Origin of the sequence: Streptomyces sp. NPDC008086 (assembly GCF_042957325.1) — a bacterium.
Lineage (GTDB): Bacteria > Actinomycetota > Actinomycetes > Streptomycetales > Streptomycetaceae > Streptomyces.
Map to the genome: position 1 here is coordinate 19,797 of NZ_JBIBIA010000002.1, position 13,340 is coordinate 33,136.

The 13,340-nt window shown below is 71.5% G+C and carries 14 protein-coding genes; 7 read left to right on the top strand and 7 right to left on the bottom strand.

Translation table 11 applies throughout. The features are described from left to right. Positions 1 to 83 precede the first annotated feature (83 nt). Positions 84 to 914, bottom strand: coding sequence for a hypothetical protein (locus tag ACFZBP_RS06020; protein ID WP_391410443.1), 831 nt, complete (start codon positions 912 to 914; stop codon positions 84 to 86). Positions 915 to 1,100: 186 nt separating this feature from the next. On the opposite strand from ACFZBP_RS06020, the gene ACFZBP_RS06025 reads away from it, so the two are divergent. Next, entirely contained in the window at positions 1,101 to 1,745 is a 645-nt protein-coding gene (locus tag ACFZBP_RS06025) for a phosphatase PAP2 family protein (RefSeq protein WP_383452007.1), read from the top strand. Positions 1,746 to 1,767: 22 nt separating this feature from the next. Here the strand turns inward: ACFZBP_RS06025 and ACFZBP_RS06030 are convergent, their stop codons facing one another. Together ACFZBP_RS06030 and ACFZBP_RS06035 are read right to left on the bottom strand one after the other, a co-directional pair. Continuing rightward, positions 1,768 to 2,424 (bottom strand): response regulator, encoded by a 657-nt coding sequence (locus ACFZBP_RS06030; protein ID WP_391410446.1) that lies wholly within the window; start codon positions 2,422 to 2,424, stop codon positions 1,768 to 1,770. Then, positions 2,421 to 3,983: a histidine kinase gene (locus tag ACFZBP_RS06035; RefSeq protein ID WP_391410448.1), complete on the bottom strand. Its 1,563-nt coding sequence runs from the start codon at positions 3,981 to 3,983 to the stop codon at positions 2,421 to 2,423. The genes ACFZBP_RS06030 and ACFZBP_RS06035 overlap by 4 nt, the downstream gene beginning before the upstream one ends. A 250-nt stretch (positions 3,984 to 4,233) precedes the next feature. Between ACFZBP_RS06035 and ACFZBP_RS06040 the strand changes: the two genes are divergently transcribed. From ACFZBP_RS06040 to cseC, 5 genes are all read left to right on the top strand, one after another. Beyond that, complete coding sequence (locus ACFZBP_RS06040; protein WP_383452001.1) at positions 4,234 to 5,169, top strand: A/G-specific adenine glycosylase; 936 nt, start codon at positions 4,234 to 4,236, stop codon at positions 5,167 to 5,169. Positions 5,170 to 5,472: 303 nt separating this feature from the next. Continuing rightward, positions 5,473 to 6,012: a SigE family RNA polymerase sigma factor gene (locus tag ACFZBP_RS06045; RefSeq protein WP_003999062.1), complete on the top strand. Its 540-nt coding sequence runs from the start codon at positions 5,473 to 5,475 to the stop codon at positions 6,010 to 6,012. A gap of 116 nt (positions 6,013 to 6,128) precedes the next feature. Continuing rightward, positions 6,129 to 6,761, top strand: coding sequence for a hypothetical protein (locus tag ACFZBP_RS06050; RefSeq protein ID WP_391411569.1), 633 nt, complete (start codon positions 6,129 to 6,131; stop codon positions 6,759 to 6,761). A 118-nt stretch (positions 6,762 to 6,879) separates the two neighbouring features. After that, positions 6,880 to 7,587 (top strand): two-component system response regulator CseB, encoded by a 708-nt coding sequence (gene cseB / locus ACFZBP_RS06055; RefSeq protein WP_383451996.1) that lies wholly within the window; start codon positions 6,880 to 6,882, stop codon positions 7,585 to 7,587. A gap of 10 nt (positions 7,588 to 7,597) precedes the next feature. Next, positions 7,598 to 9,076 (top strand): two-component system sensor histidine kinase CseC, encoded by a 1,479-nt coding sequence (gene cseC / locus ACFZBP_RS06060; protein ID WP_391410451.1) that lies wholly within the window; start codon positions 7,598 to 7,600, stop codon positions 9,074 to 9,076. Between the two features lie 16 nt (positions 9,077 to 9,092). Here cseC and ACFZBP_RS06065 read toward each other — a convergent pair whose 3' ends face one another. From ACFZBP_RS06065 to ACFZBP_RS06075, 3 genes are all read right to left on the bottom strand, one after another. After that, the gene (locus tag ACFZBP_RS06065; RefSeq protein WP_391410453.1) at positions 9,093 to 9,527 is read right to left on the bottom strand and encodes a VOC family protein; all 435 of its coding nucleotides are present in this window, start codon (positions 9,525 to 9,527) and stop codon (positions 9,093 to 9,095) included. 75 nt (positions 9,528 to 9,602) lie between these two features. Continuing rightward, positions 9,603 to 10,022: a helix-turn-helix domain-containing protein gene (locus ACFZBP_RS06070; RefSeq protein ID WP_391410455.1), complete on the bottom strand. Its 420-nt coding sequence runs from the start codon at positions 10,020 to 10,022 to the stop codon at positions 9,603 to 9,605. A gap of 307 nt (positions 10,023 to 10,329) precedes the next feature. Continuing rightward, a complete protein-coding gene (locus ACFZBP_RS06075; RefSeq protein WP_391410458.1) occupies positions 10,330 to 11,916 on the bottom strand; it encodes a DHA2 family efflux MFS transporter permease subunit in 1,587 nt (528 codons plus the stop codon). A gap of 139 nt (positions 11,917 to 12,055) precedes the next feature. Here ACFZBP_RS06075 and ACFZBP_RS06080 point away from each other — a divergent pair, with 139 nt between their 5' ends. Beyond that, the gene (locus ACFZBP_RS06080; protein ID WP_383451990.1) at positions 12,056 to 12,643 is read left to right on the top strand and encodes a TetR/AcrR family transcriptional regulator; all 588 of its coding nucleotides are present in this window, start codon (positions 12,056 to 12,058) and stop codon (positions 12,641 to 12,643) included. Between the two features lie 13 nt (positions 12,644 to 12,656). Here the strand turns inward: ACFZBP_RS06080 and ACFZBP_RS06085 are convergent, their stop codons facing one another. Beyond that, a complete protein-coding gene (locus ACFZBP_RS06085; RefSeq protein WP_383452055.1) occupies positions 12,657 to 13,262 on the bottom strand; it encodes a M23 family metallopeptidase in 606 nt (201 codons plus the stop codon). Positions 13,263 to 13,340: the final 78 nt, after the last annotated feature.

The following is a 13,340-nucleotide window of genomic DNA, read 5'->3' on the forward strand; positions in this document are numbered from 1 at the left end:
GTCTGAGCGGTACGTCTGCGAGGCAGCGGCGTCGGCGCCGCGGCGACTGCCCACAGGCCGCGCCAGCTACTGGTCGCCAGTCACTAGTCGTTCTCCAGCACGAACGACGTCTGTGCGGTGCCGAACCCAGGTGCCTTCGCCTCCACCAGATAGGTGCCCGCGGCGGCGGACCCCGCGGGCGGGGTCGCGCACTGCGGGGCGCTGGCCTTGCGGTCCCACTTCACGGTGTAGGTGATGCTCTCGCCCGCGGGCACCCGGAACTTCAGGCTGCCGGCCACCTCGGGGCAGTCGGCGGAGGACCAGAAGTCGTCCTCGGATCCCGCCTGAGTGACCGTCACCACCGTGTTCTTCGGGCCGAGATCGACCTTGCAGTCGTAGCTGGAGGAGTTCGTCGCGGTCAGCAGCAGGGCGGGCTTCTCACCGGGTTCGTACGCGTTGTGGAGGCTCTTCACCGTCACCTTCACCGCGCCCGCGACACAGTCGGGCAGCGCGGAACCGGCGTCGACCGTGTCGTCGACCCCGACGCCGCTGCCCGAGCCGCCACCCGCGGATCCGCCGCCCGAGCCGTCCGAACCGCCGGAGTCCCCGGAACCGCCGTCGTCACCGGACCCGGAGTCCGAACCGGAGCCGTCACCGGACCCCGAGCCGCCGGAGTCCGCGCCGGGCGACTCGTCGCGCCCGCCCGGCGCCTGACTGATCGCCGGACCCGAACCCGAGGGTCCGGGGGTGATCGTCGAGGGCGCGGGATTCTTGCCGTCGGACCCGCCCGCGTTGTTCTTTCCGCCACCGTCGCCCGAGGTGAGTACCCAGGTGACCAGTAGCGCCAACAGGGCGACCACAGACAGCAGTACGGCCCTCCGTCGCCAGTAGATGGTGGAGGGAAGCGGCCCGACCGGATTGCGCAGAGATCCCACGGCGCAAACTGTACGAGAGATCGGTGCGCCAACAGGCTCCACCCGCCGCCCTGGGCCGCAACTTTTCCGGATCATCATCCCGGAAACCGCCCCGCGAGCCCCGCGTCACCCCTGTCTTCCGTCAGGTGCGGCCCCTGCCGATCGCAGGATGTGACGGGATCGGCCCGCCGCCTACGGTCCGTGACCATGGACTTCGAGGACGCCGAGCGCTACCGCGACATCACCGACTTCGCCCGCGACACCCCAACGTGGGTACAGCACGCCGCCGAGATATGGACGGAGGCCGGACTGCTGCTGTTCGGCGCGCTGTTCGTCATGACCTGGTGGCGGGCCAGGCAGGGCACACCCCGGGCATTCGCGATAGCGGCCCTTGCACCTCTGGCCACGGCTGTGGCGTACGTGTGCAGTGAGCTCCTCAAGTCGGTTGTCGCACAGGAGCGCCCGTGCCGGGCGGTACCGGGAGCGACCGCCTCGCTCGTCGCCTGTCCGCCGCCCGGCGACTGGTCGTTCCCCAGCAACCACGCCACCATCGCGGGCGCCGCGGCGCTCACCCTGGCCCTGGCCAGGCGCACCCTCCTGTGGCTGACGGCTCCCCTGGCCCTGCTGATGGCCTTCTCCCGCGTGTTCGTCGGCGTCCACTACCCGCACGACGTCGCCGCGGGCCTCGCGTTCGGCGCGCTGGTCGCGGCGGCGGCCGTACGCCTGGCCGCGCGCCCCGCGACCCGGCTGGCCGAGGCGATGCGGTCGGCGTCGGCACCGGCGTTCGCGCGGTGGGTGACGGGGCCGGAGGTGACGGCGCCGGACGAGTCCCGGCCGGCGTATCGCCGCTGACCGGCACGGACGCCGGCCGCGCCTACCCCACCAGCCCCGCCTCGTACGCCACGATCGCCGCCTGCACCCGGTTGCGTACACCCAACCGGTCGAGCACCGCGCTCACATACGCCTTCACGGTGCCCTCGACGAGATGCAGCCGGGCGGCGATCTCCGGGTTGGACAGGCCGGTGCCGACCAGGCCGAGCACCTCGCGCTCGCGCGGACTGAGCTCGGCCACGCGCGCGCGTGCGGCGGCCTCACGGCCGAGGCGGCCGTCGCTGCCGCCCAGCCCGTCGATGACGTACCGGGCCACCCTCGGCGACAGGAAGGCGGCGCCGCCCGCCACCGCCCGTACCCCCGCGATCAGTTCGTACGGGTCCCCGGACTTCAGCAGGAAGCCGGTGGCACCGCCGCCGAGAGCGCGGGCCACGTACGCCTGTTCGGAGAAGGTGGTGAGCATCGCCACGGCGGTGCCGGGGACGGTCCGTACGATCTCCTCGGCGGCGGTGAGCCCGTCCAGGCGGGGCATGCGGATGTCCAGCAGGGCCACGTCCGGGCGGTGGGCCCGGGCCAGTTCGACCGCCTCGCGCCCGTCACCCGCCTCGGCGACCACCTCGGTCTCCCCGCCGCTCGTCAGGATCGCGCGCACACCGGCCCGCACCATCGCCTCGTCGTCGGCCAGCAGTACGCGGATCACTGTGCGAACTCCTCATGTACGGCGGGATGTTGGGACCGGCCCGCCCCGGGGACCACGTCCTTGGCGACGAGCCGTCCCTCGTCGTCGAAGCACAGCCTGAAGTGGTCCACGGAGACGAGGAGTTCGCCACTGGCGCGGTAGTAGCGGCAGTCGCTGCCCGGCGGGGGCGGCGCGGGGGCGCGCTCCACGGGCGCGTCACGGACGGTGCGGTCCGGCAGGGCGCCGGCGATGTCCGCGTCCGACATCCCGAGCCGCAGCTCGGCGTAGGCGGCGGGCGACAGCACCGAGTGGGTCTCCGTGTACGCGTACCAGGCGAAGGCTCCGCCGACGAGCACCATGCCCGCGCCCACGGCGGCCGCGGCGGCGAGGGCGACGCGGCGACGGGCGTGGGTGAAGGGGGCGTACGGCGCCGGGGAAGGCCGTACGGCCGGGGTGGCGGGCTGGTCGGGGACGTACGCCCGGACACGGAAGCCGTCCGGGTGCGGGCCGGCCTCGAAGTCGCCGCCGACCGAGGTGACTGCGGCGCGCAGGGCCTGCAGGCCGGTGCCGCCGGAGGACGGCGAGGGGGCGTCGCCGTGCCCGCTGGTCACCGTGACCGTCGTACCGTCGGCCTCCCGGACCGCCGCCACGGTGACCGAGGCGCCCGGGGCGTGCCGGGCGGCGTTGGTGAGCGCCTCGCGGACCACCCGGTACAGGACCCGTTCGGCGACGCCGCCCGGCTCCGGCACGGCGCCGGCCGGCTCGTCCCAGCGCACGGGCAGGCCCGACTCGGCGGCGCGGGCGACGAGTTGCTCGACGGTCTCCCCCGGTGGGGTCAGGGACGCCGGTTCGTCCTCCTCCCGCAGGACACCGATGATGCGGTGCAGCCGGTCGGTGGCGTCGGAGGCGGCCGCGCGCAGGTCGGCGGCAGCGGCGCGGTGGTGGTCCGGGAGGTCGGGGGCGACCTGGAGGGCGCCCGCGCGCAGCGCGATGAGGCTCAGCTCGTGGCCCAGGGAGTCGTGCATGTCCTGGGCGATCCTGGCCCGCTCGCGAAGCCGGGCCCGCTCCTCGGCGATGCGCTGCTCACCCTCCAGCCGCGCGGCCCGGCTCCAGCCGGCCTCGGTCAGTCGCCGGCTCTGCCGCCAGTAGCGTCCGGCGAGCCACGGGAAGACGCACCCGAACAGCAACGTGCCCGTCAGCACGGCCCATTCCGGCGCCGGGTCGACCCCGAGGAGCGCGATCCGCGCCGTGCCGAGGCAGCCGACGCCCGCGAAGACGGCCGCCGCCGCTCGCACGCCGTCCGCGCGCAGGCCCAGCAGCAGTGCGAAGACGCCGAGCACGGGGCCGTAGGAGACGGTGAACAGAGCGGGGGCGGCGACCAGACCCAGTACGGCCGTCAGTGCGAACGCCACCAACGGGTGCCGGCGGGACACGGCGACCGCGGCGGCGAGTACGGCGAGCCCGGCCGCCTGCTGCCACCCGGCGCGCGGCTCGTTCATCCCGAGGCGGTCGGCCGTGAGCGCGGGCAGCACCAGGGCGGCAAAGAGCAGACAGGCCCGCCAGGTGCGAGGACGTTCCATCCGCCCGACGCTACAAGCCAGGGGCGGGATGCCGCTGCTGCCGATCGTCAGGTGCGGGGCGCCCTTGCGGCAGGTCAGCCGAATCAGCCCGTCCGGCGTTTGAGGACAAGGCCCTTTCAGGGCCGAAGCGGGCGTCCGGGGGCCGCGGGCCCCCAGGGACCGCAGCCGACCGCAACCCTCAGCCGCACAACGCACCGGCACCACCACCTACCGACCCGGCCGCCCCCAACATGGCAGGATCGGAAAGGCCATGACTGCGCCCACAAAGCCCTCACCCGACAGCCCCGCCAACGGCCTCTCCGGCTCCCCCCTCGGAGAGAACCTGCACGGCCCCGTGATCGACTGGTTCGACGAAAACGCCCGCGACCTGCCCTGGCGGCGCCCCGAGGCGGGCCCCTGGGGCGTGATGGTCAGCGAGTTCATGCTTCAGCAGACGCCGGTGAACCGGGTCCTGCCCGTCTACGAGCAGTGGCTCGCCCGCTGGCCCCGCCCCGCCGACCTGGCCAAGGAGGCCCCCGGCGAGGCCGTCCGGGCCTGGGGCCGGCTCGGCTACCCGCGCCGCGCGCTGCGGCTGCACGGCGCCGCCGTCGCCATAGCGGAACGGCACGGCGGGGACGTACCGACCGACCACGGCCAGCTGCTCGCGCTGCCCGGCATCGGCGAGTACACGGCCGCGGCGGTCGCCTCCTTCGCCTACGGTCAGCGCCACCCCGTCCTGGACACCAACGTCCGCCGGGTGCTGGCCCGTGCCGTCAGCGGCACGCAGTACCCGCCGAACGCCACCACCGCCGCCGAACGCAAGCTCGCCCGCGCCCTGCTGCCCGAGGACGAGCGCACCGCCGCGCGCTGGGCCGCGGCCTCCATGGAGCTCGGCGCGCTGGTGTGCACGGCGAAGAACGAGTCCTGCCACCGCTGCCCGATCACCGCGCAGTGCGCCTGGCGGCTCGCGGGCAAGCCGGAGCACGAGGGCCCGCCGCGGCGCGGTCAGACGTACGCCGGCACCGACCGCCAGGTGCGCGGCAAGCTGCTCGCCGTCCTGCGCGAGGCTCATGTGCCGGTGCCGCAGGCGGCCCTGGACCGGGTGTGGCACGAGCCGGTGCAGCGGGCCCGGGCGTTGGACGGCCTGGTGGCGGACGGTCTGGTGGAGCCGCTGCCGGGCGGGATGTACCGACTGCCGCTGAGCTGACGCTCGGACACATCACAGCCGGAGGGCCTCCGCAACATCCGACGCACAGCCGCCCCACGGGAACAACTCGGACAAACCCTTACATACCCCACTCAACTTCCTTGTCGTTTTACCCCTTTCCTTCTTCCGTTACACAACCGACGGACAGCCGAGCGCTAGCCGCAGGCTGCTTCGGACAGCCCCGTGACAACGCCTCCGTAGCTTCATTTCCGTACCCGACAGGCGGGGACGACTACGAACCACAGGCAGTGACACCGACGGCGAACGAGCCGGCCGGGAACGGGGAAGCGGGAGGCGGTCAACATGGCGCAGGGAGAGGTGCTCGAGTTCGAGGAGTACGTCCGCACCCGGCAGGACGCGCTGCTGCGCAGCGCCCGCCGGTTGGTCCCGGACCCGGTGGACGCCCAGGACCTGCTGCAGACGGCGCTGGTCCGGACGTACCACCGCTGGGACGGCATAGCGGACAAGCGGCTCGCCGACGCCTACCTGCGCCGCGTGATGATCAACACGCGGACCGAGTGGTGGCGGGCGCGGAAGCTGGAGGAGGTGCCGACCGAGCAGCTCCCGGACGCGTCGGTCGACGACTCCACCGAGCAGCACGCGGACCGCGCCCTGCTGATGGACATCATGAAGGTTCTGGCACCGAAGCAGCGCAGCGTCGTGGTGCTGCGACACTGGGAGCAGATGTCCACGGAGGAGACGGCCGCCGCCCTCGGCATGTCGGCCGGAACGGTCAAGAGCACGCTGCACCGGGCGCTCGCCCGGCTCCGCGAGGAGCTGGAGAGCCGCGATCTGGACGCACGCGCGCTGGAGCGTGAGGAGCGGGAGCGTTGCGCGGCCTAGGCACGACGACGGGCGGCACCGGGCACACGGACAGGAGTGACAGGGACGCGGACGCGGACTCCGGGTCCGCGGACACGGGCTTCGCCCCGCCCGGACCCACGCGGGTCCGGGGGAGCTTGCAGGCGGCGTTCACGGCGGTGGCCGTGGTCGTCGCCGTCGCCCTTTTCGCCTCCGCCTGCGCCACCGGCGGCACCGGCGCCCGCGACGAGGGGCCGGCCCACGCCGACGCGGTGAGCGGCGCGGACGCCTCGGCGTCGTTCGCCCCCACGCCCGCCGCCTCCGCGTCGGCCTCGAAGGTCCCGGACCGCACGGAGGCCGTCCGGCTGGTCAAGGCGGACCCCGCGGTCTCGGCGGAGGTCAAGCGCGCCCTGAAGCCGTGCGTGTCGGACGACTATCCCGTCGACGTCACCTACGGCGATCTGACCGGCGGGCCGGTGGACGACATCGTGGTCAACGTGCTGTCCTGCGGCGACGCGGTGAGTGTCGCCTCGTATGTGTACCGGGAGCAGGGCGGCACGTACCACAATGTGTTCAAGACCGAGGAGCCGCCGGTCTACGCGGAGATCGACCGCGGCTACCTGGTGGTGACGAAGCAGGTGTACGCCAAGGATGACGCGCTGTCGAACCCGTCCAGCGAGAACGTGCTGACGTACCAGTGGGTCTCCGGCCGCTTCCTGCAGCGGTACAACACCCGCACCGACTACGGCACGCTCGGCGGCGACGAGGAGTCGGCGGCGCCCGACGGCTGAGGACCGGCCGGGACGGCGGTGAACGCTTCGCCCGGTCCACGCGTCCCCCAAGGGGACGCCCCCTCCGAGGACATGTCCGACGCACCCCCAGCAGAACACGAGGACTGAGAGCACCGGGATGGCAGACCAGACCCACGTCCTGTTCGTCGAGGACGACGACGTCATCCGCGAGGCGACCCAGCTCGCCCTGGAGCGGGACGGCTTCGCGGTCACCGCCATGCCCGACGGGGTGTCGGGCCTGGAGGCGTTCCGGACGAACCGGCCGGACATCGCGCTGCTCGACGTCATGGTCCCCGGCATGGACGGCGTCAGCCTGTGCCGCCGTATCCGCGACGAGTCGACCGTGCCGGTGATCATGCTGTCGGCGCGCGCGGACTCGATCGACGTGGTGCTCGGCCTGGAAGCGGGCGCGGACGACTACGTGACCAAGCCGTTCGACGGTGCCGTGCTGGTCGCGCGGATCCGGGCGGTGCTGCGCCGGTTCGGGCACGCGAGCGGCGGCGACCGGGGCGTGGACGAGGCCGGCGCGGCCACCGGCGGCGGGGTGCTGGCCTTCGGGGACCTGGAGGTCGACACCGAGGGCATGGAGGTGCGCCGGGGCGGGCAGCCGGTCGGTCTCACGCCGACCGAGATGCGGCTGCTGTTGGAGTTCTCCTCGGCTCCGGGCACGGTGCTGTCGCGGGACAAGCTGCTGGAGCGCGTGTGGGACTACGGCTGGGGCGGGGACACCCGGGTCGTCGACGTCCATGTGCAGCGGCTGCGGCAGAAGATCGGCCAGGACCGGATCGAGACGGTCCGTGGCTTCGGCTACAAGTTGAAGGCCTGAGCGGGGCGGCATGAGGGGGATGTTCAGACGCGCGGCTCCGTCCGGGATGACGCCCGCGGCGGGCCTGACGGACGCGACCGACGTGAGCGATGCCACGGCCGGCGCCGCTGTCGCGGGACCACGGGCGGGGATCCGCCTCGGCACGGGTGGCCGTACGGGCCTGCGGGTACGCCGGCGCAAGGGCGGCCGGGTCGCTATCCGCACGGGGCTGCGGTGGAAGCTGAGCGCGGCCATCGCGCTGGTCGGCGCGCTGGTGGCGGTCGTGCTGAGCCTGGTGGTGCACAACGCGGCCCGGGTCTCGATGCTGGACAACGCGCGCGACCTCGCCGACGAGCGGATCCAGATCGCCCAGCGCAACTTCGAGCAGTCCAAGCGGCTGAACTTCCCGAACGCCACGATCGACGACCCGGAGCTGCCTCAGGCGCTGCGGGCGAAGGTCGAGGAGGGCCGGCGGGCCACCTATGTGACGGACTCGCCGAACGGCACACCCGACATCTGGGCGGCTGTGCCGCTCACCAACGGGCAGGTGATGTCGCTGCACACCGGGTTCACCGACCGCAGCGAGGACATCCTCAAGGACCTCGACCAGGCCCTGGTCATCGGATCCATCGCGGTGGTCTTCGGCGGCAGCGCGCTCGGCGTGCTCGTCGGCGGGCAGCTGTCGCGCCGGCTGCGCAAGGCGGCGGCCGCGGCGCACCAGGTGGCGAGCGGGGAGCCGGACGTCCGGGTGCGGGACGCCATCGGGGGTGTCGTACGGGACGAGACCGACGATCTGGCGAGGGCGGTGGACGCCATGGCCGACGCGCTCCAGCAGCGGCTGGAGGCGGAGCGCCGGGTGACGGCGGACATCGCGCACGAACTGCGGACGCCGGTGACGGGTCTGCTGACGGCGGCGGAACTCCTTCCGCCCGGCCGGCCCACGGAACTGGTGCTGGACCGGGCCAAGGCCATGCGCACGCTCGTCGAGGACGTCCTGGAGGTGGCCCGCCTGGACAGCGCTTCGGAGCGGGCCGAGTTGCAGGACATCATGCTGGGCGAGTTCGTCAGCCGGCGGGTCGCGGCGAAGGATTCCGCCATCGAGGTGCGGGTCGTCCACGAGTCGGCGGTCACCACCGACCCGCGGCGGCTGGAGCGAGTGCTGTTCAACCTGCTGGCGAACGCCGCGCGGCACGGCAGGCCGCCGATCGAGGTCACCGTCGAGGGCCGGGTCATCCGGGTCCGCGACCACGGCCCCGGCTTCCCGGAGGCACTGCTCGCCGAGGGCCCGAGCCGCTTCCGCACAGGCAGCAGCGACCGCTCGGGCCGCGGCCACGGCCTCGGCCTGACCATCGCCGCAGGTCAGGCCCGGGTCCTCGGGGCCCGCCTCACCTTCCGCAACGTCCGTCCGGCGGGCGCCGCCGACCACGTCCCGGCGGAGGGCGCGGTGGCCGTCCTCTGGCTCCCGGAGCACGCGCCGACGAACACGGGCAGCTACCCGATGCTGCCGTAGCGGCGCCGGGGCGGGCTCATCCGAAGGACTTGGAGAAGTCGAGCTCCGCGCTGCGCTCGGTCAGCGAGTACCAGTTGCCGTTGTCGTCGCGGAAGATCGCCTCGATACCGTACGGCCGCTCCTGCGGCTCCTGGATGAACTCCACGCCGCGCGCCCTGAAGGTCTCGTAGTCCCCCCGGCAGTCATCGGTCCGGAACGCCCCGGCCCCGATGACCCCCTTCCCGACCAGCGTCTTCAACGCCTCGGACGACTCCGGATCGAGCCCGGGCCCGTCCAGGCTCATCAACGCGAGCTCGACGTCCGGCTGGTCCTTGGCGCCCACGGTGACCCACCGCATGTCGCCCATCGAAAGATCGTTGCGCACCTCGAAGCCGATCTTCTCCGTGAAGAACGCCTTGGTGCGCTGCTGGTCGAACGTCCATACGGTGGTGATGCCCAGACCCTTGATCATGACCCTGCTCTCCCTGCTCCGCCGCCTGCCGCCTCGTGCGGTCGCTTCCTGCCGCCAAGGTAGGCAGAGGCGCTCTCAGCGCGCTTCTCCAGAGTTGCTCTCCCGCCGCCGGAATCCCCCGGCCCACAACATCGCGTAGCACCCCGGTATCAACGCCGCCCCACGTCCGACGTGCTTCTCCCGGTACTCCGTCGGCGACAGCCCGGTCCGCGCCTTGAACTTCGCCGAGAACGTCCCGACGCTGCTGAACCCCACCAGATGACATATCTCCGTGACATTCAGATCGGCTCCCCGCAGATACTCCTCGGCCCGCTCGATCCGCCGATGCGTCAGGTACTGCCCCGGCGTCTCTCCGTACACCGACTTGAACGCCCGCACGAAGTGATAACGCGAATACCCGGCCCGCCCGGCAACGGCATCCAGATCCAGCCCCGAATCGGCCCACTCCCGATCCATGGCATCCTTCGCCAACCTCAACTGCCGCACCTTGCCCATGACTCCGATGGTGACACGGGCCACTGACAACAGCCGCTGTGCCAGGCACCCCAGCCCGTCCGGCGTCTGAGGACAAGCCGCATATGTCAGCCCGTCCGGCGTCTGAAGGACGAGCCGCATATGTCAGCCCGTCCGGCGTTTGAGGACGAGGCCCGAAGGGCCGATGGCGGGGTCTGGGGCGGCAGCCCCAGCGGGGTCGAAGGGGCGGAGCCCCTTCAAGGGATGGGACGGGTAGGGGCGGCGGGGGCGGAAAAAGGCGGGGCCCCCGGGCGGAACCCCACCCGAAGACCCCGCCCGAACCACCGCCTCAGACGGCCTCCACCACCGAGACCTTGGCCGCGGCCCCGGCATCGTCCCCCTTGGGCCCCGCCCCCCTCAGCGGCACCTCCTTCACGAACACCGCCGCGACCAACGCCACCACCGCCACCACGGCCCCCAGCAGAAACGCCGAATGCGTCCCCGCGGACACCGCGTGCTGGTACGCCTCCCGCACAGCCACCGGCAACTGAGCCAAGCTCGCCGCATCCAACTGCGCCGACTGCTCCGTCACCTTCGCCCCCAGCTCACCGCCCCGCTCGGCCATCACGTCCTGCACCCGGCTGTTGAACAACGCCCCCATGATCGCGACCCCGAACGAGGACCCGAGCGTACGGAAGAGCGTGGTGGACGACGACGCGACCCCCATGTCCCTCATCTCGACGCTGTTCTGCGCGACCAGCATGGTGATCTGCATCAGACAGCCCATGCCGAACCCGACCACGGCCATGTACACCCCGGACGTGACCCGGCTCGTGTCGGTGTCCATCAGCGACAGCAGATACAGCCCGACGACCATCAGCACACTGCCGACGACGGGGAACGCCTTGTACCGCCCGGTGTTCGTGGTCACCCGCCCCGCGACCATCGAGGTGACGAGCATCGCCCCGAGCATCGGCAGCAACAGCAGCCCCGAATTCGTGGCGGACGCCCCCTGCACCGACTGCTGGTACAGCGGCAGGAACAGCGTCGCCCCGAACATCACGAACCCGGTGATGAACCCGATCACGGACATCAGCGTGAAGTTCCGGCTGCGGAAGATGTGCAGCGGCACCACCGGCTCCGCGGCCTTGGTCTGCCAGAACACGAACCCGACGAGCGCCGCGACCCCGATCCCGATGAGCTCCATGATCCGCGCGGAGGTCCACGCGTACTCCGTACCGCCCCACGTGGTGACCAGCACGATCGCCGTGATGCCCACGGTCAGCAGCGCCGCCCCGAGATAGTCGATCCGCGCCTGCGCCCGCTTCTTCGGCAGATGCAGTACGACGCTGATCGCGGCGAGCGCCACGACACCGAGCGGCAGGTTGATGTAGAACGCCCAGCGCCAGCCCCAGTGGTCGGTGATCGTGCCACCGACCAGCGGCCCGGCGATCATCGCGAGCGCCATCACGCCGGCCATCATGCCCTGGTACTTGCCGCGCTCCCGCGGCGGAATCAGATCGCCGATGATCGCCATGACACCGACCATCAGACCGCCCGCGCCCAGTCCCTGCACGGCCCGGAACGCGATCAGCTGCCCCATGTCCTGGGCCATGCCACTGAGCGCGGACCCGATCAGGAACAGCACGATGGACGCCATGAAGACGCCCTTGCGGCCGTACATGTCACCGAGCTTGCCCCACAGCGGAGTGGAGGCCGCCGTGGCCAGGGTGTAGGCCGTCACGACCCACGACAGATGCTCCAGGCCGCCCAGCTCACCCACGATCGTCGGCATCGCGGTGCCCACGATCATGTTGTCGAGCATGGCGAGCATCATCGTGATCATCAGCGCGAGCAGGACGACCCGTACGTTCTTCGGCTGCTTCGCGCCGACGGGCTCTTCGGCCCCCGGTCCAACTGTCTTTGTCTCCGCCATCGTTCCCACTCCCCCGGCCACTCCCCGGCCACTTGCTTGCACTTACTTGCCGCCCGGCTAGTTGTCTACACTCAGGGAAGGTAGATGCGTAACTAGCCGGGCGTCAAGTAAGTTTTGTGGAAAGTCAAGAGGTACGAGGATGGGCGGCACCATGGACGGCACCAAGCAGCGGCGCCGCGGGAACACCCGCCAGCGCATCCAGGACGTAGCCCTCGAACTCTTCGCCGAGCAGGGCTACGAGAAGACCTCCCTGCGCGAGATCGCCGAGCGCCTGGACGTCACGAAAGCGGCCCTGTACTACCACTTCAAGACCAAGGAAGAGATCATCGTCAGCCTCTTCGAGGACCTGACGAAGCCGATCGAGGACCTGATCGAGTGGGGCAGGCGCCAGCCGCACTCCCTGGAGACCAAGCAGGAGATCGTACGGCGCTACCACCAGGCCCTGATCGACGCGGAACCGCTGTTCCGGTTCATGCAGGAGAACCAGGCGACCGTCCGCGAACTGAGCATCGGAGAGATGTTCAAGAACCGCATGATCGGCATGCGCGACATCGTCATCGACCCGGACGCCGACCTGGTCGACCAGGTGCGCTGCATCAGCGCCCTGTTCACGATGCACGCCGGGATGTTCGTGATGAAGGACGTCGAAGGCGACCCCGAGGAGAAGCGCAAGGCCGTCCTCGAGGTCGCCATCGATCTGATCACCCAGGCGCACAACGGCGCCTGACCGACTCCGGGTCTCAGATCTTCAGACCCTTGGCCCGCAGGAAGGCCACCGGGTCGATGGCGGAGCCGTAGTTCGCGGTCTTACGGATCTCGAAGTGCAGGTGCGGGCCGCTGGAGTTTCCGGTGTTGCCGGAGCGGGCTATGTGCTGGCCGGTCTTGACGACCTGGCCGACCTTCACGTCGATGCGCGACAGGTGGGCGTACTGGGAGTACGTGCCGTTGCCGTGCTTGATGACGATGGCGTTGCCGTACGCGGGGCCGTCACCGGCACCGTTGCCGCCGGCCTTGGCGACCGTGCCGCCGTGCGCGGCCATGACGTCGGTGCCGCTCGGGACGGCGAAGTCCTGGCCGCTGTGGGTGGACTGCCACATACCGCCGGCCTGCGCGAAGCTGGCGGACTTCGTGTACTTCTTCACCGGGCTGACCCAGGACGCGGCCTTCTTCGCGGCGGCGCTCTGCGCCTGCACAGCGGTGGCGGCACCGGGGGCGGAGCTCATCTCGGCGGCGACCGCGCCTCCGGCGCCCAGCACGACCGAGGCCCCCAGGCCGGCGGCCAGCACAGCGGCACGGGTGCGGAAGGTGGACGTACGGGACGAACGGAAGGAGAAGCGCGGGGACATGCGAAACCTCATGGGGAAGACGACAAGGGAAACCACCCGACGCACAGGCATTCGCCGGATGGCCATCCCTTGGTAACC